This window comes from Kitasatospora sp. NPDC048298 (genome assembly GCF_043201465.1).
Lineage (GTDB): Bacteria > Actinomycetota > Actinomycetes > Streptomycetales > Streptomycetaceae > Kitasatospora.
Window position 1 is genome coordinate 238,789 of sequence record NZ_JBICYZ010000003.1, and the last position, 25,691, is coordinate 264,479.

The following is a 25,691-nucleotide window of genomic DNA, read 5'->3' on the forward strand; positions in this document are numbered from 1 at the left end:
CCCCGAGCCCGAGCCCGGCCCCGAGTCCGAGCCCGAGTCCGAGCCTGAGTCCGAGCCCGAGCCAGAGCCCGAGTCCGAGCCCGGGCTCTGGCACGGGGCCGTATCCGGACCCGGACCGTCGATCGGAGGGGGCGTCGGGGCCCGGGCGTGACCTTTCCGCGCGGCGCTCGTTGGGGGAACCGGGGGAGGTTCACTCGCGCGGGTGGTTCTGGGGCCCCGGGGGCATTCCGCCAGGTCAAGGCCAGTAAAGTTAGGCTTACCTAACTTCCCCTGGGGGTTTCTCGTGTCGCTCGCTGCCGTACCCGTCCAGGCCACCTCCGGAACCCCGGCCGCCGGTGAAGCCATCCTGCGCCGTCAGCGCGTCCGCGAGTCCGCCGCCAGAACCTACGCCCGCTCCTTCCCGATCGTCCCGGTCCGCGCCCACGGCATGACCGTCGAGGGCGCCGACGGACGGCGCTACCTGGACTGCCTCTCCGGCGCCGGCACGCTCGCCCTCGGCCACAACCACCCGGTGGTGCTGGAGGCGATCCGCCGCACCCTCGACAGCGGCGCCCCGTTGCACCTGCTCGACCTCGCCACCGCGGAGAAGGACGACTTCACCAGCGCGCTGTTCGAGAGCCTGCCCGCGGAGTTCGCCGCCCGCGCCCGGGTGCACTTCTGCGGACCGGCCGGGACGGACGCCGTCGAGGCCGCCCTCAAGCTGATGCAGACCGCCACCGGCCGCTCCGGCGCGCTCGCCTTCACCGGCGCCTACCACGGCATGACCGCCGGCGCCCTCGCGATCACCGGCAACGTCGCCGTCAAGGAGCCGCTGCCGAGCGGCGGCGAGGTCGCCCGGCTGCCCTACCCGTACGGCTACCGCTGCCCGTTCGGGGTCGGCGGCGAGGCGGGTGCCGAACTCGCCGAGACGTACGTGGAGCGGCTGCTGGACGACCCGTCGGGAGGTGTGGTGGCGCCCGCCGCGATGATCCTGGAGGCCGTCCAGGGCGAGGGCGGGGTCGTCCCCGCGCCCGACGGGTGGCTGCGCGCGATGCGCCGGATCACCGCCGAGCGCGGCATCCCGCTGATCGTCGACGAGGTGCAGACCGGAGTCGGCCGCACCGGGGCGATGTGGGCGATCGAGCACAGCGGCATCGTCCCGGACGCCATGGTCCTCTCCAAGGCCATCGGCGGCAGCCTGCCACTCGCGGTCGTCGTCTACCGCGAGGACTACGACGGCTGGCGGCCCGGCGCCCACACCGGCACCTTCCGCGGCAACACCCTCGCCATGGCCGCCGGGGCCGCGACGCTGCGCCACGTCGCGGCGAACGGGCTGGCCGAGCGGGCCGCCGCCGTCGGCGAGCGGATGGCGGCGCGGCTGCGCGAACTCGCGGCCGAACTGCCGGTGATCGGCGACGTGCGCGGCCGGGGGCTGATGCTCGGGGTCGAACTGGTCGACCCGGCGGCCGAGCCCGACGCGTGCGGCGCCCGGCCGGCCGACCCGGCGCTGGCGGTGCGGGTCCGGGAGGCGTGCCTGGCCCGGGGACTGATCGTCGAACTCGGCGGACGCCACGACGCGGTGCTGCGGCTGCTCCCGCCGCTGACCATCACGGACGAACAGGTGGCGGCGGTACTGGAGCGGCTGGCGGAGGCGATCGCGGCGGCTTCCGCGAGCGGGCCCGGCGATGGGTCGTCGGGCGCGGTGGTTCACGGTTCGGCAGGCGGTCCGGCGGGAGCGTCGGCGGTTCGGGGGAAGCGGTGACCGGGGCCGCGCCCGGCCCCGTCGGGCTCCCCGACGACAGCGTCGCCACGGACGCCCTGGCGGGCGGCGCGGCCGGGCCGGGCGCACTCGGACCGCTGCTGGCCACCGTCCTCGACTCCCTGGAGCGCGGCACCGCCAAGCGCTCCGGACCGCTGCCGAAGGGCACCCCGGCCGAGATCTCCGCACTCGTCGACGACGCGCTGGCCACCGCCGACGGACCCGGCGCGCTCGCCCGGCTCACCGAGCTGCTCGCCCGCGCCGCCGCCGACCCCGCCGACCCGGCCTGCGCCGCGCACCTGCACTGCCCGCCGCTCGCCGTCGCCGCCGCGGCGGACCTCGCGGTCAGCGCCCTCAACCCCTCCCAGGACTCCTGGGACCAGGCCCCCGCCGCCACCGCCCTGGAGAGCGCCCTGCTCGCCGAGATCGCCGGACTGGTCGGCTACGACCCGGACCGCGCCGCCGGCGTCCTCACCTCCGGCGGCACCGAGTCCAACCTCATGGGGCTCATGCTGGCGCGCGACCAGAAGCTCGACGGCATCGTCGAGTTGGACGGCATCCCGGCCGGCGTCCGGCCGTGCGTCCTCGCCTCCGAGGCCGCGCACTTCTCCGTCCAGCGCGCCGCCGCCCTGCTCGGACTCGGCGAGCGGGCCGTCATCCCCGTCCCGGTCGACCGGGGGCTGCGGATGCGCGAGGACGCACTCGAGCGGGCGATGGCCGAGGCCGGCTGGGCCGGACGGACCCCGATCGCCGTCGTCGCCACCGCCGGCACCACCGACACCGGAGCCGTCGACCCGCTGCACGCCGCCGCCGACCTCGCCCGTCGCTACGGCGCCTGGCTGCACGTGGACGCCGCGTACGGAGGCGGAGCGCTGCTCTCCGACCGGCTCGCCCCGCTGCTCGACGGCCTCGCCCGCGCCGACTCGGTCTCCCTCGACTGGCACAAGCTCGGCTGGCAGCCGGCCGCGGCCGGGATCTTCCTGGTCCGCCGCGCCGAGACCTACGTCTCGCTCGCCCGCCGAGCCGAGTACCTCAACCCGGCCGACGACGAGCGGGCCGGGTATCCCAGCCTGCTCGGCCGCTCGCTGCGCACCACCCGCCGGGCCGACGCCTTCAAGCTCGCCGTCACCCTGCGCACCCTCGGCCGCGACGGACTCGGCCGGCTGGTCGACGCCTGCCACGACCTCGCCCGTACCACCGCGGACGCGGTGCGCGCCGACCCGGCGCTCGAACTCCACGCCGAGCCCGTGCTCACCGTCCTGCTCTTCCGGTACCGGCCGCCCGGCGTGACGGACGAGGCGGCGCTGGACGAGGTCAACGGGCGGCTGCGGCGCCTGTTGCTGCGCACCGGACGGGCGGTGGTCGGCCGCACCGAACTGCCGGGCGACGGCCCGGGCCGGGTCCGGCTGAAGCTCACGCTGCTGAACCCCCACACCACGGTGGAGGAGGTCGGCGCGCTGCTGCGGGAGGTGGTGGGCGCCGGCCGCGAGGTGGCGGGCGAGCGGGCGGGGTAGACGCGGGTCCGGCGGTGCGGGGCCGGAACGGGGCGCGGCCGGAAGGGGTCCAGGTGGGCGTGGCCGGAACGGTTCCGGGCGGGCGCGGCCGCGGGGTCAGCCGTCCAGCAGGATCGAGCGGGTGAGTTCCCAGGTCTCGGGGTCGGCGGCGACCAGGAGGCCGTCCTCGCAGCCGGGGGCCTCCGGGCGGTACGGGGAGCCGTCCGGGCGGGCGGAGACACCGCCGGCCTCGGTGACCAGGAGGGAGCCGGGGGCGTGGTCCCAGGGGAGGGTGCGCCAGTAGAGGACGAAGTCGAATCGGCCCTCGACGACGTCCGGGTACTCGATCCCTGCGGCGTGCCGACCGGGGGAGATCTCGCCGAAGGCCGCGATGTTGTCCTGGAGCCGGCGGCGGTGCTCGGCGTCGAGGTAGCGGCTCTTCACCGAGCCGCGCAGCTTCGCGACGTCCTTCGGCGCCGGGGGGCGGGTCAGGCGCACACCGTCGCGCCAGGCGCCGGAGCCCAGTTCGGCGCGGTAGGCGGTGGCGGTGGCGGGCTGCCAGATCCAGGAGGCGACGGTCCGGCCGGAACGGACCAGGGAGCACATCACGGCGTACTCGGGTCTGCCGGCGACGAAGTTCGCGGTGCCGTCCACCGGGTCGACCAGCCAGACGGCGGGCTCGTCGTGCAGGGCCATGGCGAGCGACGGATCGGCGGCGACCGCCTCCTCGCCGACCACCGGCACGGGGAGCAGCTCGTGCAGGCGGCGGGCGATGATCGCCTCGGCCTCGCGGTCGGCGACCGTCACGATCTCGCCGGGGGCCTTCTCCATCACCTCGCCGGCGGTCAGCGCCCGGAAGCGCGGTTCCACCGCCTCGGCCGACGCCTCGGCGAGTATCTCCGCCACCTTGTCCATCAGCACGTTCGCGCTCCCTTCGCTGCCTACCACTCTCCCACGAGTGGCGGAAGGGGACGGCGGCGGTCCAGGTGGCGGGCGGGGTGGCGATCGGCGGCCGACGGACAACAGCTGACAGCCGACGGCCGACGGACAACAGCCGACAGATCACAGCGGCTGACCGACGGCTGACCGCTGACAGCTGACAGATTTCGAAATCTGTCAGCTGTCAGCCGTCAGCGGTCCTTCGTCGGCTCCTCCGTCACTCCTCCACCGCGCCCGGCCCGTCGCCGTCCAGGTGGTGGAAGACAGGGCGAGGGTGCATCAGGAACTCGTGGTGCGAGATGTTCCAGGCGTACGCGCCCGCCATCGCGAACAGCACGCGGTCGTCCGCCCGCAGGCCGTCGGCTCCCTCGGCGGCGCGGGCGAGGACGTCCTTCGGGGTGCAGAGCTGCCCGGCCAGGGTGGCGCGGCCGGTGGTGACGGCCGGGCGCGGCCACGGGTGCGGCCAGGCGTCCACCGGGAGCACCGCGAAGGGCTGGGAGTGCCCCCGGGTCGCGGGCGTGCGCAGGTGGTGGGTGCCGCCGCGGACCACCGCGAAGTCCTCGCCGTGGCTCGCCTTCACGTCCAGCACCTCGGTCGCGTACCAGCCGCAGTAGGCGGTCAGCGCCCGGCCCGGCTCGATCCGCAGCGTCAGCCCGGGGTGGGCGTCGAGCAGCTTGGCCAGGCCCTCGCCGAAGGCCGTCCAGTCGAAGTGGGCGGACGGGTCCGTGTAGTCCACGGCCATCCCGCCGCCGATGTTGACCTCCGTCAGCGGGAAGCCGTGCCGCTCGGCCACGGGCCCGTTCGCTGTCAGTGGCATCGGCTATGGTCACCCGCGTGATCGATTCCACGACGCGGGTACGGATCGCCCGCCCCTCGCGCGACCTCGCGGCGGCCGAGCGCTTCTACGTCGGCGGCCTCGGCCTCGACGTGCAGTGGCGCAGCACCGAGCGGGTGCCCGGCAAGCACGACCTGCTGATGGTCGGTCCGTCCGGCGGCAGCTGGCACTTCGAGCTGACCCACGACCCGGAACGGCCGCTGGAGCCCACCCCGACGGTGGAGGACCTGTTCGTCGTCTACCTCGGCGCCCCGGTGGACGAGGCCCTGGTCGCCCGGCTGGAGGAGGTCGGTGGCACCCGCGTCGAGTCCCACAACCCGTACTGGGAGGAGTACGGCGTGACGATGGCCGACCCGGACGGCTACCGGTTGGTGCTCTGCTCCCGCACCTGGGAGTCCTGAGCCCCCTTCTCCCCAGGGGTCCGCCCGCCGGCGCCGTCGGGCAGCACCGCCACGCCCCGGTCCAGGTCCACGCCGAAGTGCGGCGGCGCTCCGGCCTGCGTATCGTCCCGCAGCACGAGTCGCTCGTGCTTCTGCTCGATCTGCACCTGCTTGCCCGGGCTGAACAGCGCGTGCAGTTCCTCCAGCCCGCCGACACCCAGCCCCGTCCCCGGCCCGCGCTGACGCGGCCGTGACGAGGCCTCGTCCTGGACCTGCCACGCCGCCAGCAGGACCAGCCCCAGCACCGCCGCGACCACCGCCGTCACACCCACGATCCACCCCATGCCCGCTCAACGCCCCCGCGGGGCCCCGGCGTTCCCCGGGCACGTCGTGGCCGTGCATCGTGGTTGCGCCGGGGCGCGAGGCCACGCTGCGTGTGGGGGCCGCGCCGTGAGGGCGAGGCCGCGCTGTGGCGAAAAGCGCATGGGCGGGCCACGGGCCCACCGGATACGCTGCCGGACGAACCGGAAGGAGCGCCCCTCACCATGCCCGTGCGCGGAACCCTCGTGGACATCCCGACGGCGGACGGCACCGCCGACGCCTACCTCACTCACCCCGACGACGGTCGGGCCCACCCCGGCGTCATCCTCTACATGGACGCCTTCGGGCTCCGGCCGCACCTGGAGGCCATGGCCGACCGGCTGGCCGACGCCGGGTACACCGTGCTCGTCCCCAACGCCTACTACCGCAACGGCCGCTCGCCGGTCGTCGAACTGCCGGAACTCATAGACCTGGACCAGGCCGACGAACTCTTCGGTCGGCTCGTCCCGTTGCTCGAAACGCTCACCCCGGAGGCGACCGCCCGCGACGCGGACGCGTACCTGCGCTGGCTCGCCGAGTCCCCGCTGGTCCAGGACGGCCCGGTCGGCCTGACCGGCTACTGCCGCGGCGCCCTGCTGGCGCTGCGCACGGCCGCCAGCCACCCGGACCGGATCGCCGTCGCGGCCGGGTTCCACGGCGGCAGCCTCGCCACCGACCTCCCGGACAGCCCGCACCTGGGCGCCGACCGGATCACCGCCGAGCTGTACTTCGGCCACGCGGACGACGACCCCGCGCTGCCGCCCGAGCAGATCGACCGGCTCGCCGAGGCCCTCACCGCCGCCGGCGTCCGCTACCGGGCCGAGGTCTACGCCGGCGCCCCGCACGGCTACACCCAGGCCGACACCACCCGCTACGACGCGGTGGCCGCCGAACGGCACTGGGAGGCGCTGCTCGGCCTGCTGAAGCGGGTCCTGCCGGCCTGAGGCCGGCTCCCGACCCGGCCGGGTAGGTGTCCGGCCGGGTCGGTGTCCCGCCGGGGGAGACACCCGGCCGGATACGCGTCCGGCCGGTCTGTACCGGGCGGCACTGTCACGGAAGGCGCTGCCGCGGGCGGCGCTGTCACCCACGGCAACCGGACGAGCCGCTCGACCGGGCCGGGGCGGCCGTGACCGCGCACCGGCACCAGCGGCGGGCCGTCCTCGCCGACTGACAACCGATGCCCAATTCCTGTTCGAACCTGCACGACTGAGCCCTCGACACCCTCTGGCACACTGTGTGCCGACGACCCGCGGGGGCGGGGTCATGACACGGGGGAGCAGGGGTATGAGCGGCGCGGGCACCGTGCTCGGTGGGCGGTACGAGCTGGTCGAGAAGATCGGCGGCGGCGCGATGGGATCGGTCTGGAAGGCCGAGGACACCGTGCTGGCGCGGCGGGTCGCGGTCAAGATCCTGCGCTCGGAACTGCTGGAGGACGAGACCTCGGCCCAGCGCTTCCGCCGTGAGGCCCAGCTGGTCGCCGCGGTCGACCACCCCGGCGTGGTGGGCGTCCACGACTACGGCGAGAGCGGCGGGGACGGTGAGGAGCGCTGCGCCTACATCGTCATGGAGCTGATCGACGGCCGTCCGCTGGACCGGGTGCTCAAGGACACCGGCCCGATGGGCGTCGAGCGCGTCCTCGACCTGGTGGCCGGCGCGCTGGACGCGCTGCACGCCGCGCACCGGCGGGAGATCGTGCACCGGGACATCAAGCCGTCCAACCTGATGGTGCGCGCCGACGGACGGGTCGCCGTCACCGACTTCGGCATCGCCCGGGCGCTCGCCAGTACCAAGCTCACCGCCCCGTTCGCGATCATCGGCACCGCGCTCTACATGTCCCCGGAGCAGGCCGAGGGCGCGGACCTCGGGCCGGCCACCGACCTCTACTCGATCGGTGTCGTCTGCTACGAACTGTTGGTCGGCCGGCCGCCGTACTCCGGTGACGGGCCGCTCCAGATCGCGCTGAAGCACGTCAACCAGCCGGTGCCGCAACTGCCGGACACCTTCCCGGTGTCGGTGCGGGCACTGGTCGCCAGAGCGCTCGCCAAGAAGCCCGAGGAGCGGTACGCGGACGCCGCCGCGATGGCGTCGGCGGCCCGTGCGGCCCGGGCGGCACTCGCGGGGGAGGGCGGCGCCGCAGGCGCGCAGGCGCCCGGGAAGGCCGGCGCGGCCGACAGCGGGACCGTCCCGCTACGGCCCGGTGCGGGCGAGGGGGCTGCGGGCGGTGCCCGTGCGGCGGACCCGGCCGAGCGGGTCACGGCGGATCGGGCCGAGGACGGTGCGGCGGATCGACCCGAGGACCGGGCAGCGGAGCCGACCGGGAGCGGTGCGGCGGTGGACCTGGTGAAGGGCGGCACTCCGGCGCCGGACGAGGTCGCGAAGGTGGGGCCGCAGGCGCCCACCGAACCCGGCCGACGGCGCTCGCGGCGCACCCTGCTGGTGCCCGTCGTCATCCCCGTCGTCATCTCGATGGGCACGGCGACCGTCCTGTTGGTCGACCGTGGTGCGGGCGGCTCCGATGCCGTCCTGCCGCCAGGCGCGCAGCCGACCGTGGTGGTCACCGCCCCCGCGAACCCGGGCGGCGCCACGCCGGCGACCGCGCCCGCGACCACGACCGCGCCCGCCGCCCCGGCACCGACCGACACCCCGGCGGCCACCCCGGGGCCCGACCAGCCGGTGCCCGGCGTCGCCCAGGGCCAGCCGCAGCTCCCGGCCGCCCAGGTCCCGGCCGCCGGTCAGGGTGGCAGCGGCGGCCCGGGTGGCTCCGGCGGCAACCGGGCCGGCGGTACGGGTACGGCCGCGGGCGGGGCGTCGGCCGGTCAGGCGAACCAGCCCGGCGGCGGCAACCCGGCCAACCCGCCCGCCAACCAGAACCCGCAGCCCCCGGCCCAGACCACCGGTGGCGGCGCCACCGGCGCCCCGCAGAGCCCGAGCCGGCCCGCCTCCTGCGGCGGCAACAGCTGGAGCACCATCGTCAGCGTGAAGGACGGCCGCGCGATCGGCATGCGCGACGACAACCTGAACGGCGACAACCCGATCGTGGTCGGAGGTCACGCGCAGTACGGCTGGGTGCGTTCGACCAACCCCGGCTCGTGGATCCTCTTCAACGCCTGCAACAACGGCGGCCCGCTGATGGTCCAGACGATGGACGGGAAGGTCGTCCTGAACAGCGGGTTCAGCTTCCTCACCAACTGGACGGTCCGCACGGGGAGTTCGGCCGGCTCGTACACGCTCGGCGACTACCAGAACCAGAGCTGCATGACCAACAACGGCCCCGGCAGCGCGGTCACCATGGTCGCCTGCACCCCTGGAAACACCGCCCAGGAGTGGCGGCTCCAGTAGCACTGGCCCGGGCCGACGCGCGTTGTTAGCAGGAACCCCTCAGGCGGGCAAGGGGGTTCGGGTGGCGGAAGCTCGCCACCCGTGCGTCAAGGGACCGTATGGAGTCTTCTACACACTTGTAAAAGTCGATCGACTGCAGGTCGCTCCGGCCGGTCCGACCCGTGCTCGGCGGGTGAGCGCCCGTAGGCGCAGGCGGTCGGCCGTCGCACGGGTCGAGACCCGCGGCGGGATGTGGTGAATCGCCCCGTTGTGCCCGTCGATTGGACGCTCTTTACCCAATGGCGGGACCTGGCCAATTGCTGAGCCAGACCTGTCAATTCATCTGCTGGATTGTCATGCTTCTGGTCATCCCCCAGCGGTAGCCCCACCCCCACCCCTCGGTGGCGAGCCGCTCGACTGCACGGGGTTCCCGCACGTCAGTGCCCGTCCCGCCCCACAGGTGCCGACCCGGCCCCCCGGGACGCGGTGCGACCGCGCCCAGACGCGGTTTCCCGGAAGGACTCGTACGTGAAGCGTAAGCTCGCGGCCGTCGCCGTACTCTCGGCCACGGCCCTGTTGACCGGTGTGATCCAGGTGAGCACCGCCGCCCAGGCCGCTCCCACCCCCTCGCTGCAGGCCCAGGCCGCCCAGCAGCACGCGACCGTGCTCAAGCTGGCGGCCGGTCAGGCCGGCCCGCTGGCCAAGGCGCTCAAGCTCGGCGACAAGGAGCAACTGGTCGCCAAGGACGCCGTGCTGGACAAGGACGGCACCCGCCACCTGCGCTTCGAGCGCACCTACGCCGGTCTGCCGGTGATCGGCGGCGACCTCGTCGTGCACCAGAAGGCCGACGGCTCGGTGAAGTCGGTCGACAAGGCGGTCGCGGCACGGATCGCGCTGCCGAACCTGACCCCGAAGCTCTCCGCCGACCAGGCCGTCACGCAGGTCACCGCGGCGGTCAGGGCCACCGTCGGGGTGACCACCGACGCCGACGAGTCGCCGCTCACCGAGGTCCACCAGGCCGGCCGGGCCGAGCTGGTGGTCTGGGCCACCGACGGCAACCCCCGCCTGGCGTACCGCACCACCGTCGAGGGCCTGCGCGCCGACGGCACCCCGAGTCGTCAGATCCTGGTCACCGATGCCACCGACGGCCGCACCCTCGCCAGCCACGAGACCGTCCAGACCGCGGCCGGCACCGGCAACGGCGTCTTCGTCGGCCAGGTCCCGCTGACCACCGCCCAGAGCGGCTCGGAGTACCAGCTGAAGGACGACAGCCGTGGCGGCCAGTCCACCAGCGACCTCAACAACGGCACCGACGGAACCGGCTCGCTGTTCGCCAACACCAGCAACAGCTTCGGCGACGGAACCGTCAACAACCGCGAATCCGCCGCCGTGGACGCCCAGTTCGGTGCCGCCACCACCTGGGACTTCTACAAGAGCACCTTCGGCCGCAGCGGCATCCGCAACGACGGCGTCGGCGCCCTGAGCCGGGTGCACTACGGCTCCAACTACGTCAACGCCTTCTGGGACGACAGCTGCTTCTGCATGTCGTACGGCGACGGCAGCAACGACACCGCACCGCTCACCGAGATCGACGTGGCCGGCCACGAGATGAGCCACGGCGTCACCGCGGCCACCGCCAACCTCAACTACGCGGGCGAGTCCGGCGGCCTCAACGAGGCCACCTCGGACATCATGGGCACGATGGTCGAGTGGTACGCCAACCTGCCCTCGAACCCGCCGAACTACTGGATCGGCGAGCTGATCAACCTGCGCGGCGACGGCAGCCCGCTGCGCTACATGGACCAGCCGAGCAAGGACGGCGGCTCGGCGGACTACTGGGACGCGAACGTCGGCAACCTGGACGTGCACTACTCGTCCGGGGTGGCGAACCACTTCTTCTACCTGCTGTCCGAGGGCAGCGGCGCGAAGACGATCAACGGGTTCAGCTACAACAGCCCGACGTACGACAACTCCACGCTCGCGGGCATCGGTCGGGACAAGGCCGCGCAGATCTGGTACCGCGCGCTGACCACCTACTTCACCTCCACCACCGACTACGCGGGTGCCCGTGCGGGAACCCTCAGCGCGGCGGCCGACCTGTACGGCTCGGGCAGCGCGGAGTACAACGCGGTCGCCGCCACGTGGACGGCGGTCAACGTCAACTGATCCGGACCGAGGTCAAGGCCCGGGCCTGAACCGATCAGGCCCGGCCCGGGACAGTGTCGAGGCCCCGCCGGGCCGTGGGTGCCGGCCGGCGGGGGAGTACGGCGGGGGCGACGGTGAGCGGACCACCGTCGCTTCCGCTGTGTGACGCCTGACGATACGTCAATTTTCCTTCTCGTGCAGCTTTTGTGGTGACTCGCGGCACGACAGGTGGCGGGCGCCGGAGCGCGGGGCGCGAAGTAGCACCTCTAACGGGCTCCCGTACACCCAGAAAACTCGACCATCGCGGTGGTAGTGGACAACTACCTGGGGTGGCAGTGCACTTGGTTCCGGTAGTGGGTCCAGGGTCCGTAGCGTCCCCGACATGACGCTACTGACGCGAACCCCGACGAGCGCCGTCCGGCGGCGCGGCCTGCTGGTCTACCTGGTGCTCGCCTACGCCGGGATGTGGGCGGCGATGGCACCGCTGCTCGCCGACGGGTACCGGCGGGCCGACGCCCGGGAGGAGACCGGCGCCCTGGAGCAACTCTGCATCGGGGCCGCCATGCTGGCCCCGGCACTGGCGGCGCTGCTCGCGGTCCGCTTCGTCGAGCGCGGCGGCGGAGTGCGGGAGGCGCTCGCGCTGCGCCTGCCCCGGCCGCGGTGGCGCGCGGTCCGGGCCTGCCTGCTGCCGCTCGGGGTGCTCAGCGGGCTGACGGCCGCGGCGCTGGTGCTCGGCGCCCTGGCGGGCAGCTACCCCTTCGCCGGTTTCGGCTCGCTGGACCCGGGGCGGGTCGGAGCGTGGGCGGTCCGGGGGTTGATCGGGATGGTGCTGTCGCTGCCGCTGTTCTTCGGTGAGGAGATCGGCTGGCAGGGCTTCCTCTTCCCCCGGCTGCTGCTACGCGGTGACGGTAGTGGTGGCGGTGGCGGTACGGGGGCGCTGGTGCGGGCGTACCTGCTCACCGGGACGGCCTTCGCGCTCTGGCACCTGCCGACGCTGCTGATGGGTGGCCAGTACCCGGGACGGCCCTGGTACCTGGCGGTGCCCGCGCTGACGGTGAGCTGTGTGCTCGTCGTGCCGGTCTTCACCTGGCTGAGGCTGCGCTCGGGGTCGGTCGTCCCGGCGGTGGTGGCGCACGCCTTCGCGAGCAGCATGAGCGTGTCGATGGTCCAGGAGTTCGCGGACCCCGACGCCGAGCTGGACCCGCTCACCATGTCGTTGGCGGGCTGGCCCGGCTGGATCGTCCTCGGCGGGTTCGTGGCCTTCCTCGCGTGCACCGGGAGGCTGGCGCCGGCGGGAGGCCGGTGACGGATGACGGAGTTCAGCTGACAGATGATGAAATCTGTCAGCTGTCAGCTGTCATCTGTCGGCTGACATCTGAAATCCGTCGCCCGGCACCCGGCGCCCGTCACCCGACCGTCGGCACCAGATCCTTGCGGATCTCGTCCAGGATCAGCCCGGCCCCGGTGTAGCCGATGCCGAGCATCCACAAACTGTCGTCCACCCGGAACACCCGCCCGCTCCTCACGGCGTCCAGGTTCTTCCAGAGTGCCCCTCCGGTGATCTTCCCCTGGTCGGACTTGGCCTCGTCCCCGTACACGGAGTAGAAGATGACGTCCGCCGCGGCCTGGTCCACCTGCTCGGGGCTGATCTCCAGCGAGAAGCCGGTCTTGTCCTGGTTGGCGGGCCGGCCGAGCCCGAGGTCCTTGAACAGGGAGCCGGTGAAGGTGTCGTTCAGGTAGAGCCTGGTCGGCGCGCCCGCCAGGAAGCGGGCCATCTCGACCCGGGTGGCCGCCGCCCTGGCCGGCCCGCCGAGTGCGGTGACCAGGTCCCGGAGCTTCACCCGGTACGCCGCGTCCGCCGCGTCGGCCTCGGCCGTCCGGCCCAGTGCCTCGGCGTGCAGCCGGACGTTCTCCTTCCAGGTCGGCCCGGTGGTCCGGGTGAGCACCGTCGGCGCGATCTTCGACAGTTCGTCGTACCGCTTGTCGTCGCGGACCTGGTTGCTCAGGATGAGGTCCGGCCGCAGTGCGGCGATCGTCTCCAGGCTGGGCTGGCCGATGGCCCCGACGGGCTTCGTACCGGCCAGCCGCTCGGCCGGCAGGTAGGCGGGGAAGGCGGCACCCGCCGCGACGGTGGTGGCGCCGACCGGGTCGAGCCCGAGGGTGACCACCGAGTCCAGCGCGTCGCTGTCCAGGGCCACCACCCGGCTCGCCCGCGCCGGTACGGTGCTCTCGCCGCGCGCGTGCCGGACCGTCCGGGTCCCGCCAGTGCCGCCGGCCCCGTCCGTGCCGGAAGATCCGGACGAGCCGGAGCTCGAGGCCGTGGAGCCGGCCCCGCACGCGGCGAGCACGAGCCCGGGGGCGATCCCGGCGGCGAGGCCGAGAGCGGCGCGGCGGCTGAGCGGTCGGGGCATCGGCGGCACCTCCAACGTACGGGCGGGGCGCCGGAATCCCTGCCCGGACAGTGGCCCGGTTACGCCTCGGAGCCGTTCTCCCGTCGCTGGCGCAGGAGTTCGGCGTACTCGACGTGGACCCGCCGGTCCATCGCGAGGGTGAACTGGGCGTCCGCGACGGTCCGTGCCAGCGGCCGGACCCGCAGGATGCGCTCGGTGAGCCTGGCCGCCTCGCCGCGCGGCAGCGGGGTGTCGGTGGCGAGCGCGCTGAGCAGGTGTTCGGTGACCACCTCGATGAAGATCTCGGCGATGGCGTCCACGTGCTCCCGGGTGCGACGGCTCGCCTCCAGCACCGCCGAGAGCGGTACCCCCTCCGCCACCAGCTCGGTGGTGGCGTCCATCAGCCGGCGGCTGACGTGGGTGATGCCGTCCTCCTCGACGGTGATGTAGCCCTGGGCGATCGACTCGGCGGTGTTCTCCTCGGTGAGCTGGTCGCCGAAGGCCGCCTTCAGCTCCTCCCAGTCCAGCCGCACCGGCGTCTCGTCGGACCACGGTGCGACGATCGCCGCCTCCAGCCCGATCAGCCCGGCGACGTCCCGCCCGCTCTCCCCGGCGCCGATCAGCTCGGCGATGCCGCCCAGGGTGTGGCCGCGCTCGAGCAGTTCGCCGATCATCCGCAGCCGGGCCAGGTGCTCCTCGCCGTACCAGGCGATGCGGCCCTCCTTGCGGGGCGGCTGAAGCAGTTTGCGCTCGCGGTAGAAGCGCAGGGTGCGGGTGGTGATACCGGCGGCCTCGGCCAGTTCCTCCACCCGGTACTCGCGTTTTCTGTCGCCCGCAGCAGCTCTGACCTTGTCCACGGCGATCAGCATAGGACCGTCGGCTCGGAAGGATCCCCGAACCGGAGCCGTCGCGCTTCTTCCATCCGGTGTCAGCAAGGGCTACCCTGCCAATCATGCCAGTGATTACTGGCGCGATTGGCAGGGTCCCGGAGGCGAGCCCCCGGGAGGTTCCGGGGCCGCAGACCCCCGGGAGAGCGCGACGATCACCGTCCCACCCTCAGGAGGTTGCCGCATGGCATCCAGCAGCAAGCGCCCCAGCTCCGGCGCGTCCGCAGCGACCGACACCGCCGCTGCGCAGGAGTCCGTCCCGCACGTCCGGGTGGCGGTGATCGGCTCCGGCTTCGGCGGCCTCGGCGCCGCGGTCCGACTGCGCCGCGCCGGGATCACCGACTTCGTGGTCCTGGAGCGCGCGGACTCCGTCGGCGGCACCTGGCGCGACAACAGCTACCCTGGCTGCGCCTGCGACGTGCCCTCGCACCTCTACTCCTTCTCCTTCGCGCCCAACCCCGACTGGCCGCGCAGCTTCTCCGGCCAGCCGGACATCCGCGCCTACCTGGAGAAGGTCGCCACCGTCTTCGGCCTCCGACCCCACCTCCGCTTCAACACCGAAGTGCTGGAAGCCCGTTGGGAGAGCAAGCGGACCCACTGGCGGATCACCACCTCGGCCGGCCAGTGGACCGCCGACGCCATCGTCTCCGCCGCCGGACCGCTCGCCGACCCGCAGATCCCCGACCTGCCCGGGCTCAGCGGCTTCCCCGGCAAGGTGTTCCACTCCTCCCGCTGGGACCACGACTTCGACCTCACCGGCAAGCGCGTCGCGATGGTCGGCACCGGCGCCTCCGCCGCCCAGATCATCCCGTCGATCCAGCCCAAGGTCGGCAAGCTGACGGTCTTCCAGCGCACACCGGCCTGGGTGCTGCCGCGCCGCGACCGCGAGATCACCCAGCTGGAGAGGTGGCTGCACGGCCGCCTGCCGGTCACCACCAAGATCCGCCGCGGCACCCTCTTCGCGCTCCGCGAGATCCAGGTGGACGCCTTCGTTCGCCGCCCCGGACTGCTGCGCCTGGTCCAGCGGCTCGCCGAACGCCACATCGCCCAAGGCGTCCCCGACCCGGCGCTGCGCGCCAAGCTGACCCCGGACTACCGGATCGGCTGCAAGCGCATCCTGCTCAGCAACACCTACTACCCGGCGCTCGCGGCGGCCAACACCGAGGTCGTCTCCTCCGGCCTACGCGAACTGCGCGGCTCCACCCTGGTCGCGGCCGACGGCAGCGAGCACGAGGTGGACGCCATCGTCTTCGGCACCGGCTTCCACGTCACCGACATGCCCATCGGCGCCCGGGTGTTCGGTGCCAACGGCACCAGCCTGGCGGAGGAGTGGAAGGACGGCATGGAGGCGCTGCGCGGCTCGACCGTGAACGGCTTCCCGAACCTCTTCTTCGTCATCGGGCCCAACACCGGCCTCGGCAACAGCTCGATGATCCTGATGATCGAGTCCCAACTGAACTACATGATCGACGCGTTGACCACGCTCGGCTCGATCGGAGCCGCCGCGATGCAGCCCACCGCGCGCGCCCAGCGGCAGTGGAACCTCGAACTCCAGCACCGGATGGACCGCACCGTGTGGACCACCGGCGGCTGCCTCAGCTGGTACCTCGACCCGAGCGGCAAGAACACCGTGCTCTGGCCCGGATCCACCACCTCGTTCCGCCGGGCCACCCGCAGGGTCGACCTCGGTGAGTACGAACTGATCATGCGCGCCGCGCCGACCGCCGCCCGCACCGCCGGCCAGGAGGTCCCCGCGTGAGTGGCGTCCACCTCCCCGAGGGGTACGAACCGCCGGTTCCGGCGGAGGAGTTGAGCATCCGGTCGGCGGACGGCATCCGGCTGCACGCCGAGGTGCACGGCCGGCCCGGCGCGCCCACCGTGGTGCTCGCGCACGGCTGGACCTGCTCGACCGCCTTCTGGGCCCCGGTGATCCGCCGACTGGCCGACCGCTACCGGGTGGTGGCCTACGACCAGCGCGGCCACGGGCACAGCGAGATCCCGCCGAGCCGGGCCCGCTACTCGACCCGGGCACTGGCCGAGGACCTCTCCGCCGTGCTTGTGCGGACCGTTCCGGCGGGCGAGCGGGCCGTGCTGGCCGGACACAGCATGGGCGGGATGACCATCATGGCCGCCGGTGGCCGACCCGACGTCGCCGAGCGCACCGCCGCGGCCGTCCTGATCTCCACCGGTCCCGGCGACCTGGTGGCCGAACTCACCGTCCTGCCACCGGCCGTACGCTCCCCGGGACTGCGGCGCCTCCTGCACCGGCAGCTGCTGCGCTCCCGGATGCCGCTCGGGCCGGTCTCGTCGCTCAGCCGGGTGGCGCTCAAGTACGCGACCATGGGGCCCGGTTCGCCCGCCGGCCAGGTCGAGGCGACGGCCCGGATCGTGCACGCCTGTCCGACCGCCGTCCGCGCCAACTGGGCCGCGGTGCTGGACCGGCTGGACATCCACGCCGGGCTCGCCCGGCTCGCCGCGCCCACGGCGGTGGTGGTCGGCACCGCCGACCGCCTGACCCCGCCGGTGCACGCCCACCGGATCGTCGCCGAACTCCAGGACCCGCAGGGGCTGTTGCTGCTCCCCGGGGTCGGCCACATGTCGCCGCTGGAGCGCCCGGACGAGGTCGCCGCCGAGATCCACCGGATGGCCTCGGCGTACCTGGCCGCCGCTCCCGCCGCCACTTCCGTCGCTGGTGCCGAGCCCGTCGGCGCCGTTCCCGACTCCGTCGCCGAGAGGACCTCCGTCGCATGAACGCCATCCCGCCGCTGTCCGCGCAGGTCGTCGTCGTCACCGGGGCCGCGCGCGGCGTCGGCGCGTCGCTGGCCCGCAAGCTCGCCCGGCGCGGGGCCAAGGTGGCCCTGCTCGGGCTGGAGCCGGAGGAGCTGAAGGACGTCGCCGAGCGGTGCGGCCCGTCCGCCACCAGCTGGGAGGTGGACGTCACCGACCTCGAGGCGCTGGAGGACACCGCCCGCCGGATCAAGGAGCACTACGGGCGGATCGACACCGTCGTCGCCAACGCCGGGATCGCCATCGGTGGGCCGCTCGCCGACAGCGACCACAAGGCGTTCAGCCGGGTCATCGAGGTGAACCTGCTCGGCAGCGTGGCCACCGCGCGGGCCTTCCTGCCGGCGCTCGCCGAGAGCCGCGGGTACCTGCTCCAGATCGCCTCGCTCGCCGCGCTGACCCCCGCGCCGCTGATGAGCGCCTACTGCGCCAGCAAGTCCGGGGTGGAGGCCTTCGCCCACTCGATCCGTGCCGAGGTGGCGTACCAGGGGATCAAGGTCGGTGTCGGGTACCTGAGTTGGACCGACACCGACATGGTCCGCGGGGCCGACCAGGACGCCGTGCTGAGGCAGATGCGATCCCGGCTGCCGTGGCCGGCGAACAAGACGTACCCGCTGGAACCCGCGGTGGAGCGGATCGTCGCCGGGATCGCCCGCCGGTCCGCCCACGTCTACGCGCAGGCCTGGCTGCGCGGGATGCAGCCGGTCCGCTGGCTGCTGCCGACCATGATCGCGGTGGTCGGTTCCCGGGACGTGGCCCGGCTCGCTCCCCAGCTCGCCGCCACCGCCGCGAGCCGCCTGCGCGCCGTCGGTGCCGGAGGCGCGGCGGACACGGAGGCCCGGGGGAGCCGCAGCAGGTCGGGCGGCTGACGGCTGACAGTCCGGCGGCTGGCGGCTGGCTGCGAACAGATGACAGCAGACAGATGACAGCAGACAGATGACAGCGAACGGATGACAGCAGACAGATGACAGATGACAGATTTCGAAATCTGTCATCTGTCATCCGTCTCCCCTAGCTTGTTCGCCGCGCCCCGCCGCGATCCCCGCCAGCGTCTCCAGAGCCCGCGCCAGCACCGGCAACGGCGGTGAGGCGAGCCCGACCCGGACGGCGGAGGGCGAGCGCCGGGGATCGACGGCGAAGGCCGCCGCCGGTGTGACCGACACCCCGGCCCGCGCCGCCTCCGCGACGAAGGCCTCCGCCCGCAGGCCCGGCGGCAGTTCCCACCACAGGTAGTACGAGCCCGGGTCGGACCGCAGCCGCTGCCCCGTCAGCACCTCGCGCGCCAGCAGCTGCCGGGCCGTCGCGTCGGCCCGCTTCGCGGCCTCCACCGAGGCCAGCGTGCCGTCCCCGATCCAGCGCACGGCCGCCTCCAGCGCGAAGCCGCTCGGTGCCCACCCGCCCGAGCGCAGCGCCCCCGCCACCCGCTCGCGCAGCGCCGCAGGAACAACCGCGAACCCGGTGGTCAGTCCCGGGGCGAGCCGCTTGGAGAGGCTGTCCACGAGCACCGTGCGCTCCGGCGCGAGCGCGGCCAGCGGCGCCGACCCCGGCCGGAGGAAGGACCAGACGGCGTCCTCGACCACCGGTAGGTCGAGCCGCCGCAACACGGCCACGAGCGCCACCGCCCGTTCCCGCGGCAGGCTCACGCCGAGCGGGTTCTGCAGGCGCGGCTGGACGTACACCGCGCGCAGCGGACCGGCGGTCCGATGGGCGGCCGCGACGGCGTCCGGCAGCAGCCCGTGCTCGTCCACGGCCAGCGGCACCAGCACGATGCCCAGCCGTTCCGCCACCGCCTTGACCACCGGGTACGTCAGTTCCTCCACGCCCAGCCGCTGCCCGGGCGGCACCAGGGCGGACAGCGCCCCGGCGATGGCCTGCCGCCCGTTGCCGGCGAACAGCAGGTCCGCCGCGTCGGCGTGCCAGGAGCCGCAGGAGTCACAGGAGTCACAGGAGCCACAGGCGTTGCAGGCGTCGACCGAGACCAGTCCCGCGAGCGCCCGCCGGGCCGCGCCCGTTCCCGCCGCGCCGACCGGCCGCAGCGCCTCGCCCAGCGCGTCCGGCCGCAGCAGCGGCGCCAGTCCGGCCGTCAGCAGCTCGTTCTGCCCGGGGACGGAGGGGTAGTTGAGCTCCAGGTCCACGGGGGTGGCGGACGGCTCCGCGAGCGCGACCCGGGCGCCGTCCGGTGCGCGCCCGGCCCGGACGAAGGTGCCGCGACCGACCTCCCCGACGGTCAGTCCGCGCCGGGCCAGCTCCCGGTAGACGCGCCCGGCCGTCGAGTCGGCGATGCCCCGGCTGCGGGCGAACGCGCGCTGGGTCGGCAGCTGTTGGCCGGGCCGCAGCCGCCGTCCGCGATCTCGGCGGCGATCCGGTCGGCGAGCAGGCGGTAGTCGTCCATCGGGGTCGGCCCTCCAGCGGCCCGCATTGCACCGAGTGCAAAGTCATCATTGCATCGAGCCGATTGCCCGGCCTAGCCTCCTCGCATGGACGCGTTGACAACCGCCGTGGACGGCCGGGCCGTGCTCGGGATCGCCGCCGTTGCCCTGGGCATGGTGCTGTCGCCCGGGCCCAACATGATCTACCTGGTGTCGCGTTCGATCGCGCAGGGCCGCCGTGCCGGGCTGATCTCGCTGCTCGGGGTCGGGGCCGGTTTCCTGGTCTACCTGGTCGCTGTGACGGCGGGGGTGGCCGCGGTGTTCTCGGTGGTGCCCGTCCTCTACACCGCGATCAAGCTGGCCGGTGCCGGATACCTGCTCTGGCTGGCCTGGAAGGCGGTCAAGCCGGGCGGCACGGCGGTCTTCGCCCCGCAGCAGCTGCCGCCGGACCCGCCGCGCCGGCTGTTCGCGATGGGCTTCCTGACCTGCTTGCTCAACCCCAAGATCGCCATCATGTACATCTCGCTGCTGCCCCAGTTCGTGGCCCCGGAGCGCGGTCACGTCGCCGTGCAGAGCCTGCTGTTGGGCCTGACCCAGATCGCGATCGCGATCACCGTCAACGGCCTGATCGCGGTGAGCGCGGGCAGCATCGCGGCCTTCCTCAACCGTCGCCCCGGCTGGCTGCGGATCCAGCGCTACGCGATGGGTACCGTCCTCGCCGGCCTCGCCGTGAACATCGCCGCCGACCGGGCCAAGGCCGTCGCCGTCTGAGCCGGAACCGTCCCCTCCCGGGCCGCAGTCGTCCCCGGCCGTGGTCGTCCCGGGCGTAGGTCGTCGCCGGGCAGGCGGCGGCCGTCCGGGCGCTACGCTGCGCGCGTGATCAACGATGCGAACGTACGTCTCGCCGAGCTTCTCGACCGTCGCGCGGACGGGCACGAGCCGGCGCCCGAGGCGGTGCTGGCCGCGCTGTTCGAGGGCGGGGTGTTCGTCCCCGTCACCGACACCGGATCGGTCATGTTCCTTCCCGACCCCGAGCAACCGCCCACGCTGCTCGGGTTCACCGACGCGGCGCTCGGCATGCGGCTGCTGGCGGAGGCCGCGGGGATGGTGCACTGCGACGCGGCTCGGCTGCGGGACATCCTGGAGAAGACCGGCGTCGCCGTGCTCGGGGTCCGCTCCGGGCACGGGCAGGCGATCTTTGCCGAGCAGGTGCTGCGGGACTGGGCGGCGTACGGCCCCGGGGCGGAGATGAGGCTCGCGTGGTCCACCGACCCGGTGGCGGTCGCCCTGCGCGACGCGTTGGTACGGCGGATCCGCGAGTTCCCCGCCGTCCGCTCGGTGTGGGTCGCGCAGAGCCGGTTCCAGGCCACCGGTGAGGAACACCTGGTGCTGCACGTCGCCGTGGACGAGGATCTGCCCTCGGCCTCCGCCGACCGCCTGGTGCGGGTCCTGCTCGACGAGGAGGTGAAGCTGACCCCGACGCGCCCGGACGTCGGGATGATCGCCCTGAACACCACCACCCACGCCGACGCCATCGCCCGACTGGACCGCCAGGGTCTGGAAACGGTGCGCCATGACGCCGAGTCGGGCCGGGTCGAGGTGATCTCCCGTGAGTACGACGACCCGTCGGCGGTCCCGGAGAACGGTGTCGCGCCCCTGCCCCGGGCCAAGCGCCGTTGGTTCGGCCGCTCCTGACAGGGTGCGGGCGGGACCGGCACCGGCGCTCTCAGGCCCGGCTGGCGGCCCGCAGTACCTCGTACCCGGCCTGGACGAACCGGCCGTCCAGCGCCGGGGCGGTGTTGGCCACCGCGGCGACGGCCGCCTGGCCGTCGGGTGAGAACCCCACGAAGGCGGTGAAGCCCCGGGTGCCGCCGCTGTGGAAGTAGAGGTCCCGGTCGCCCGAGCGGCGGTGCATCCACACCAGGCCGATCTGGTCGGTCGAGTGCGGCAGTCGCAACCGCAGCCCCTGGACGTCCCGCAGTGCGGCCCGCAGTCCGCCGTCCGGGTCCGTCGCGGGTCCGCCATCCGGGCCCGTGGCGGGTCCGGAGCCCGGGCCCGTGGTCGGTCCGCCGCCCGGGTCCCTCACCAGTCCGCGGGCCGGGCCCGTCGCAGGTCCGCCGTCCAGGTGGGCCCGGAGGTAGCGCAGCAGGTCGGCCCCGTCGGCCCGGACGGCGCCGGCTCCCGGTAGTCCGGGGATGTACCAGGGTGGGAGGGCCCGCCCGCGCCGGTAGCCGGTCGCCCGGCCCGGCAGGTCCGGGGCGCAGGTCGTGGACCGCAGGCCCAGGGGGCGGCAGACCCGTTCGGCGAGCAGTTCCCCGTACGGCAGTCCGCCCGTCTCGGCGAGTACCCGTCCGAGCAGCCCGACACCGTAGTTGGAGTACCCGTACCGGCTACCAGGCGTGCCCCGTATGGTGGTTCGGGACAGACTGTCCCTCAACTGCTCGTCGCCGTACGTCTCGTACGGGTTGCTGAACCAGGCCGGAACGGCCTTCGCGAGCAGTCCCGGGGGGAGTCCGGGCAGGCCCGAGGTGTGGGTGGCCAGGTGCAGGAGTCGGATGGGTTCGGTCGACCGGACCTTCGCCGCGCGCCAGCGGTGCGGCAGCCGGGCCTCGACCGGGTCGTCCAGGGCGAGTTCGCCGCGTGCGGCCATCTCCGCGAGCAGCAGTGCGGTGAACGTCTTGCTGACGGAGCCGAGTTCGAAGACGGTGTCGGGCGTGCAGGGCGCGGCGGCCGGGCCCCTCCCGACCCGTCCGAAGCAGCGCACGTCGGCCTGGTCCCGGACGGCCAGGGCGACCGTCACGGCGGTGGCGTGGGGCCGGGCCGCCCGGACCGCCGCCGTGACCGCGGCGTCCACGCCGCTCACGTCGAACCCCGATGCCTGGACCCGTTCAAGGGCCCACCGGTGTGCCGCCGAGCGCCCGGGAGAGCGTGACGGTGGCGGCCACCACCCCGACCACCGCGGTGTGGCAGTGCTGGCGGAAGTCCTCCTCCGGGTCGTCGTTGTCGGGTGCGGAGCCCTCGCACCTGATCATCCCGTTCGCCTCCTGGGCCGCGGCCAGCGCCTCCCAGCCGGTCCGGCCGGTGACGGGCTCGCCGATGCACGAGTCCACGATGAGCAGTTCGCCGGCCAGGTCCCACTGTTCGATCTCCAGCCAGATGTCGAGCCAGACCGGCAGCCAGTCGCGCAGGTAGTCGCGCATCGGCTCGGGCAGGCACTCGGGCCGGGCGCCCCAGTCGGTGAGGTGGAAGACGGTGTGGGTGACCTGGTAGGCGATCACCCAGGCGATGGTCCAGGGTTCGGCGAGGGCGCCGAGCCAGGTGTTCCGGGCCAGCCTGCGCCAGTCCGGCTGGGGTTCGAGGCCCGCGATCCGCCGGGCGTTGGCGAGGGCGAGGTGGCGGCTGCCCTGGATCTCGACGGCGTGCACGGCCCGGAGCCGGCCGATCGAGGTGAGCAGTTCCTCCATGGCGGCGTGGCGGTATCCGGACCGGGCGAAGTGGCCGTACGTCTCCAGCGGGTCGACGAGGGTGACGTGACGCAGCTGCCGTTCGAGCAGCAGGTCTCCCTCGCCCAGCTGGGACCACGCGGCTTCGAGCAACTCCCTTGCAAGGTTGGCGTCGTGAGGTCCGGTGACGCCGTCGCGCAGGACCAGGGAGGACGCCAGGGCGGCCTCGCAGAGCGGCTTGTAGACGTCTTCCGGGTCGGCCAGGTCGACGATGGTGCTCTCCTCCAGCCGGCTGTAGCCGCGCTGGTAGCCGTCGTGCAACCAGGCCAGTGACCGGGAGCCGAGCTGTTGGGCGGTGGCGAGCGCCTCGGTGTCGGTCGTCATCTCGTCGCTCCGTTCGAACCAGTGGAGCCAGTCGGGCCGTTCGAGCCGTCGGAGCCGTCGGAGCCGTCGGAGTCGTCGGGGTCGCCAGGGCCGCTCAGTCCGTTCAACAGGCTCTGGGCGATGGCGAGTTCGAGCGCCGACCGGGCGGTTCCGTCGCCGGAGAAGCGGATCCGGTCCAGGACGGGTTCGAGTTCCAGTCGGAGCGGCCGGCCGTCGGCCCGGGCCCAGGCGAGCCACCGGGCGAGCCGGACGGCGGTGGTGGGGTCGCGCCGGAGCATGCAGCGGACGGTGCCGCGGGCGAGGTCCAGGGTGTGGGTGCGGGCGGCGTCGTGGATCGGGCCGTCCAGTGTCGGCAGTGCCAGCGAGGACAGTTGGGCCATCCGCTTCGACCACGCCTGCCAGCCGACGGTCTCCGGGTCGGACAGCGGTGCGGGCGGTGGTGTCACGTCCGCCCCGTACGGTGTGCGGGCGAGCAGCCGGCCGGCCGCCCAGTCCTGCCACCCGATCACCAGCGCGGCCTCCGCGGAGGAGGGGGCGGGCGCGGGGAAGGCCACGCGTGCCTCGGACAGCAGGGCGGCGGCGGTGCCGTCGGGTTCCGCGCCGGTGAGCAGCTGCGGCGCGAACAGGTCCGCGCCGAGCACCCGTACCGCGGCCAGCAGGGGGCGGGGTACCAGGCTGTCGGGGTCCGCGAGTGCGGCCGTGCCCCCGCCGTCCCGGAGGACGGCGAGGGTCCGGTCCGCCACCCGCTCGACCGCCGCGGCGAACTCGTCACGGAGAGGGGTCTCGGCGGTTGGCATGGTGATCGGGTCCCCCTTCAGGAGGGAGTGGTCACGGGCGGGTGGCCCGACGGGGGAGAAGCCGTCCTACCGGGTCGGCTTCTCCTTCGGGCCCTTCGGCGAGAGGAGCAGGAGCGCGGCCAGCAGCACCGCGCCGGCGGCCTCGGGCAGATACGTGGGCGCGTCGGACACGACGGCCTCGTCCTCCACCATCAGGCTCGCGAGTGTCTCGGCCTCCAGCGCCGCGCTGTGTGACGTCGAAGCCGTTTCGGTCCGGAACTGAGTAAGCATCAGATCTGCCTCCTCAACTGGATTTCACCGCCCGGTCGGACGATGCCCCCGTACGACAGTACGAGCACCTCCGGGGACCTGCATCCGGAGGTCACCGAGCAGGTGGGATCGCCCTGGGTGTGTGCTCGGGTGCGGCGAGTCGGTACGGTCGGGGCATGACCACAGCCTTGATCACCGGCGCTACCGCCGGCATCGGAGCCGCCTTCGCCCGCCGGCTCGCCCGCAGCGGCTACCGGCTCGTCCTGGTGGCCCGGGACACCGAGCGCCTGGAGCGCGCAGCCGCCGACCTGCACGGCAGGTACGGCATCGAGACGGAGGTGCTGACCGCCGACCTCGCGACCGACGAGGGCATCGGCGCCGTGGAGGCCCGGCTCGCCGACTCCGCCCGCCCGGTGGACCTCCTGGTCAACAATGCGGGCTTCGGCAACAAGGGCGCCTTCGGGACGGTCCCGCTCCAGGACGAGCTGGCCATGCTGAAGGTGCACATCGAGGCGATCCTGCGGCTGACCACGGCCGCCCTGCCCGGCATGCGGGAGCGCGGCCGCGGAGCGATCGTCAACGTCGCCTCGGTGGCGGCGTTCCTGCCGCGCGGCACCTACGGCGCCAGCAAGGCCTGGGTGGTGAGTTTCACTCAGGGTGTGATGCGCGACCTCGGCGGTACGGGTGTGCGGATGATGGCGCTGTGCCCGGGCTTCACCCGGACCGAGTTCCACCAGCGGGCCGGTATGGGAACGGGCAACATCCCGTCCTGGTCCTGGCTCTCGGCCGAGCGGGTGGTGGACGAGGCGATGCGCGACCTGGCGCGCGGCCGGTCCGTGTCGGTGCCGGGCAAGCGGTACAAGATGGCCGTGGCCATCGCCCGGGTGCTGCCCTCCGGGAAGCTCGGTGGGCTCTCCTCGAAGGCGGCGCGCACCTACCGGACGAACTGACGATCGGGGCGGTCGGGCGCGGTCGGGCGCGGTCGGCGCGGGTCGGCGAGGCCCTCCCAGGGGGCGGGAGCGAGCACTGGGGGTCGATGGCCGAGGGTCGATGGCCGAGGGTCGATGGCCGAGGGGGGAGGGGCGAGGAATAGAGTCGCCCTCACTATTAGCTTGTCTAACTATGAGCTATCCTCGCTATGTCGACCCCAGCCCGCCCGTCCGCCCGACCGCCCCACCCA

General features: G+C 73.6%; 23 protein-coding genes and 1 pseudogene. 13 read left to right on the forward strand and 11 right to left on the reverse strand.

All coding sequences use genetic code 11. The features are described from left to right. Window positions 1–283 precede the first annotated feature (283 nt). On the forward strand, window positions 284–1,741 hold the full coding sequence (locus ACGF0D_RS03985) for a diaminobutyrate--2-oxoglutarate transaminase (protein WP_392913879.1): 1,458 nt from the start codon (window positions 284–286) through the stop codon (window positions 1,739–1,741). Then, window positions 1,738–3,252: a pyridoxal phosphate-dependent decarboxylase family protein gene (locus ACGF0D_RS03990; protein WP_392913880.1), complete on the forward strand. Its 1,515-nt coding sequence runs from the start codon at window positions 1,738–1,740 to the stop codon at window positions 3,250–3,252. The genes ACGF0D_RS03985 and ACGF0D_RS03990 overlap by 4 nt, the downstream gene beginning before the upstream one ends. A 96-nt stretch (window positions 3,253–3,348) precedes the next feature. Here the strand turns inward: ACGF0D_RS03990 and ACGF0D_RS03995 are convergent, their stop codons facing one another. Together ACGF0D_RS03995 and ACGF0D_RS04000 are read right to left on the reverse strand one after the other, a co-directional pair. Further along, entirely contained in the window at window positions 3,349–4,146 is a 798-nt protein-coding gene (locus ACGF0D_RS03995) for an inositol monophosphatase family protein (protein WP_392872745.1), read from the reverse strand. A 241-nt stretch (window positions 4,147–4,387) separates the two neighbouring features. Further along, window positions 4,388–4,957, reverse strand: a pseudogene (locus ACGF0D_RS04000) (type III PLP-dependent enzyme); the annotation flags it as partial. Window positions 4,958–5,004: 47 nt separating this feature from the next. Between ACGF0D_RS04000 and ACGF0D_RS04005 the strand changes: the two are divergent. Then, the gene (locus ACGF0D_RS04005; protein WP_392913881.1) at window positions 5,005–5,406 is read left to right on the forward strand and encodes a VOC family protein; all 402 of its coding nucleotides are present in this window, start codon (window positions 5,005–5,007) and stop codon (window positions 5,404–5,406) included. On the opposite strand, the gene ACGF0D_RS04010 is transcribed toward ACGF0D_RS04005, so the two are convergent. Further along, window positions 5,367–5,729, reverse strand: coding sequence for a DUF6191 domain-containing protein (locus ACGF0D_RS04010; protein ID WP_392913882.1), 363 nt, complete (start codon window positions 5,727–5,729; stop codon window positions 5,367–5,369). The genes ACGF0D_RS04005 and ACGF0D_RS04010 overlap by 40 nt on opposite strands. Before the next feature lie 201 nt (window positions 5,730–5,930). Here ACGF0D_RS04010 and ACGF0D_RS04015 point away from each other — a divergent pair, with 201 nt between their 5' ends. The 4 genes from ACGF0D_RS04015 to ACGF0D_RS04030 all read left to right on the forward strand — a co-directional run bounded on the left by ACGF0D_RS04015 (window position 5,931) and on the right by ACGF0D_RS04030 (window position 12,514). Then, window positions 5,931–6,689 carry a dienelactone hydrolase family protein gene (locus tag ACGF0D_RS04015; RefSeq protein ID WP_392913883.1) on the forward strand — a complete coding sequence of 253 codons (759 nt, stop codon included), beginning with the start codon at window positions 5,931–5,933 and terminating at the stop codon, window positions 6,687–6,689. 340 nt (window positions 6,690–7,029) lie between these two features. After that, window positions 7,030–9,084 carry a serine/threonine-protein kinase gene (locus ACGF0D_RS04020; RefSeq protein WP_392913884.1) on the forward strand — a complete coding sequence of 685 codons (2,055 nt, stop codon included), beginning with the start codon at window positions 7,030–7,032 and terminating at the stop codon, window positions 9,082–9,084. A gap of 507 nt (window positions 9,085–9,591) precedes the next feature. Next, window positions 9,592–11,229: a M4 family metallopeptidase gene (locus tag ACGF0D_RS04025; RefSeq protein WP_392913885.1), complete on the forward strand. Its 1,638-nt coding sequence runs from the start codon at window positions 9,592–9,594 to the stop codon at window positions 11,227–11,229. A 361-nt stretch (window positions 11,230–11,590) separates the two neighbouring features. Then, window positions 11,591–12,514, forward strand: coding sequence for a CPBP family intramembrane glutamic endopeptidase (locus ACGF0D_RS04030; RefSeq protein WP_392913886.1), 924 nt, complete (start codon window positions 11,591–11,593; stop codon window positions 12,512–12,514). Window positions 12,515–12,614: 100 nt separating this feature from the next. Here ACGF0D_RS04030 and ACGF0D_RS04035 read toward each other — a convergent pair whose 3' ends face one another. Both ACGF0D_RS04035 and ACGF0D_RS04040 read right to left on the reverse strand, forming a co-directional pair. Beyond that, on the reverse strand, window positions 12,615–13,619 hold the full coding sequence (locus tag ACGF0D_RS04035; RefSeq protein ID WP_392913887.1) for an ABC transporter substrate-binding protein: 1,005 nt from the start codon (window positions 13,617–13,619) through the stop codon (window positions 12,615–12,617). 59 nt (window positions 13,620–13,678) lie between these two features. Continuing rightward, window positions 13,679–14,467: a MerR family transcriptional regulator gene (locus ACGF0D_RS04040; RefSeq protein WP_392871836.1), complete on the reverse strand. Its 789-nt coding sequence runs from the start codon at window positions 14,465–14,467 to the stop codon at window positions 13,679–13,681. A gap of 202 nt (window positions 14,468–14,669) precedes the next feature. On the opposite strand from ACGF0D_RS04040, the gene ACGF0D_RS04045 reads away from it, so the two are divergent. The 3 genes from ACGF0D_RS04045 to ACGF0D_RS04055 are packed head-to-tail and all read left to right on the forward strand — an operon-like array spanning window position 14,670 to window position 18,138. Then, complete coding sequence (locus ACGF0D_RS04045) at window positions 14,670–16,244, forward strand: flavin-containing monooxygenase (protein ID WP_392913888.1); 1,575 nt, start codon at window positions 14,670–14,672, stop codon at window positions 16,242–16,244. Beyond that, window positions 16,241–17,236, forward strand: coding sequence for an alpha/beta fold hydrolase (locus ACGF0D_RS04050; RefSeq protein WP_392913889.1), 996 nt, complete (start codon window positions 16,241–16,243; stop codon window positions 17,234–17,236). The genes ACGF0D_RS04045 and ACGF0D_RS04050 overlap by 4 nt, the downstream gene beginning before the upstream one ends. Beyond that, entirely contained in the window at window positions 17,233–18,138 is a 906-nt protein-coding gene (locus tag ACGF0D_RS04055; RefSeq protein ID WP_392913890.1) for an SDR family oxidoreductase, read from the forward strand. Before ACGF0D_RS04050 ends, ACGF0D_RS04055 begins: the two co-directional genes overlap by 4 nt. Window positions 18,139–18,267: 129 nt before the next feature. On the opposite strand, the gene ACGF0D_RS04060 is transcribed toward ACGF0D_RS04055, so the two are convergent. Both ACGF0D_RS04060 and ACGF0D_RS04065 read right to left on the reverse strand, forming a co-directional pair. After that, window positions 18,268–19,404, reverse strand: coding sequence for a PLP-dependent aminotransferase family protein (locus tag ACGF0D_RS04060; RefSeq protein ID WP_392913891.1), 1,137 nt, complete (start codon window positions 19,402–19,404; stop codon window positions 18,268–18,270). A gap of 92 nt (window positions 19,405–19,496) precedes the next feature. Continuing rightward, window positions 19,497–19,661 carry a hypothetical protein gene (locus ACGF0D_RS04065; RefSeq protein WP_392913892.1) on the reverse strand — a complete coding sequence of 55 codons (165 nt, stop codon included), beginning with the start codon at window positions 19,659–19,661 and terminating at the stop codon, window positions 19,497–19,499. Between the two features lie 85 nt (window positions 19,662–19,746). On the opposite strand from ACGF0D_RS04065, the gene ACGF0D_RS04070 reads away from it, so the two are divergent. Continuing rightward, a complete protein-coding gene (locus ACGF0D_RS04070; RefSeq protein WP_392913893.1) occupies window positions 19,747–20,409 on the forward strand; it encodes a LysE family translocator in 663 nt (220 codons plus the stop codon). Between the two features lie 105 nt (window positions 20,410–20,514). Further along, window positions 20,515–21,333, forward strand: coding sequence for a hypothetical protein (locus ACGF0D_RS04075; protein ID WP_392913894.1), 819 nt, complete (start codon window positions 20,515–20,517; stop codon window positions 21,331–21,333). 31 nt (window positions 21,334–21,364) lie between these two features. Here the strand turns inward: ACGF0D_RS04075 and ACGF0D_RS04080 are convergent, their stop codons facing one another. From ACGF0D_RS04080 to ACGF0D_RS04095, 4 genes are all read right to left on the reverse strand, one after another. Then, window positions 21,365–22,501 carry a serine hydrolase domain-containing protein gene (locus ACGF0D_RS04080; protein WP_392913895.1) on the reverse strand — a complete coding sequence of 379 codons (1,137 nt, stop codon included), beginning with the start codon at window positions 22,499–22,501 and terminating at the stop codon, window positions 21,365–21,367. Between the two features lie 25 nt (window positions 22,502–22,526). Further along, window positions 22,527–23,465: a DUF6895 family protein gene (locus tag ACGF0D_RS04085; RefSeq protein WP_392913896.1), complete on the reverse strand. Its 939-nt coding sequence runs from the start codon at window positions 23,463–23,465 to the stop codon at window positions 22,527–22,529. After that, window positions 23,462–24,262, reverse strand: coding sequence for a hypothetical protein (locus tag ACGF0D_RS04090; RefSeq protein WP_392913897.1), 801 nt, complete (start codon window positions 24,260–24,262; stop codon window positions 23,462–23,464). Before ACGF0D_RS04090 ends, ACGF0D_RS04085 begins: the two co-directional genes overlap by 4 nt. Before the next feature lie 66 nt (window positions 24,263–24,328). Further along, a complete protein-coding gene (locus ACGF0D_RS04095) occupies window positions 24,329–24,532 on the reverse strand; it encodes a hypothetical protein (RefSeq protein ID WP_392871806.1) in 204 nt (67 codons plus the stop codon). Between the two features lie 155 nt (window positions 24,533–24,687). On the opposite strand from ACGF0D_RS04095, the gene ACGF0D_RS04100 reads away from it, so the two are divergent. Next, on the forward strand, window positions 24,688–25,461 hold the full coding sequence (locus tag ACGF0D_RS04100; protein WP_392913898.1) for an SDR family NAD(P)-dependent oxidoreductase: 774 nt from the start codon (window positions 24,688–24,690) through the stop codon (window positions 25,459–25,461). Window positions 25,462–25,691: the final 230 nt, after the last annotated feature.

Bases quoted from the DNA above. Each gene is read 5' to 3' on its own strand.
- ACGF0D_RS03995 (WP_392872745.1), bottom strand. From the start codon at position 4,146: ATGGACAAGGTGGCGGAGATACTCGCCGAGGCGTCGGCCGAGGCGGTG.
- ACGF0D_RS04010 (WP_392913882.1), bottom strand. From the start codon at position 5,729: ATGGGGTGGATCGTGGGTGTGACGGCGGTGGTCGCGGCGGTGCTGGGG.
- ACGF0D_RS04015 (WP_392913883.1), top strand. From the start codon at position 5,931: ATGCCCGTGCGCGGAACCCTCGTGGACATCCCGACGGCGGACGGCACC.
- ACGF0D_RS04020 (WP_392913884.1), top strand. From the start codon at position 7,030: ATGAGCGGCGCGGGCACCGTGCTCGGTGGGCGGTACGAGCTGGTCGAG.
- ACGF0D_RS04030 (WP_392913886.1), top strand. From the start codon at position 11,591: ATGACGCTACTGACGCGAACCCCGACGAGCGCCGTCCGGCGGCGCGGC.
- ACGF0D_RS04035 (WP_392913887.1), bottom strand. From the start codon at position 13,619: ATGCCCCGACCGCTCAGCCGCCGCGCCGCTCTCGGCCTCGCCGCCGGG.
- ACGF0D_RS04040 (WP_392871836.1), bottom strand. From the start codon at position 14,467: ATGCTGATCGCCGTGGACAAGGTCAGAGCTGCTGCGGGCGACAGAAAA.
- ACGF0D_RS04045 (WP_392913888.1), top strand. From the start codon at position 14,670: ATGGCATCCAGCAGCAAGCGCCCCAGCTCCGGCGCGTCCGCAGCGACC.
- ACGF0D_RS04055 (WP_392913890.1), top strand. From the start codon at position 17,233: ATGAACGCCATCCCGCCGCTGTCCGCGCAGGTCGTCGTCGTCACCGGG.
- ACGF0D_RS04065 (WP_392913892.1), bottom strand. From the start codon at position 19,661: ATGGACGACTACCGCCTGCTCGCCGACCGGATCGCCGCCGAGATCGCG.
- ACGF0D_RS04070 (WP_392913893.1), top strand. From the start codon at position 19,747: ATGGACGCGTTGACAACCGCCGTGGACGGCCGGGCCGTGCTCGGGATC.
- ACGF0D_RS04085 (WP_392913896.1), bottom strand. From the start codon at position 23,465: ATGACGACCGACACCGAGGCGCTCGCCACCGCCCAACAGCTCGGCTCC.
- ACGF0D_RS04090 (WP_392913897.1), bottom strand. From the start codon at position 24,262: ATGCCAACCGCCGAGACCCCTCTCCGTGACGAGTTCGCCGCGGCGGTC.
- ACGF0D_RS04095 (WP_392871806.1), bottom strand. From the start codon at position 24,532: ATGCTTACTCAGTTCCGGACCGAAACGGCTTCGACGTCACACAGCGCG.
- ACGF0D_RS04100 (WP_392913898.1), top strand. From the start codon at position 24,688: ATGACCACAGCCTTGATCACCGGCGCTACCGCCGGCATCGGAGCCGCC.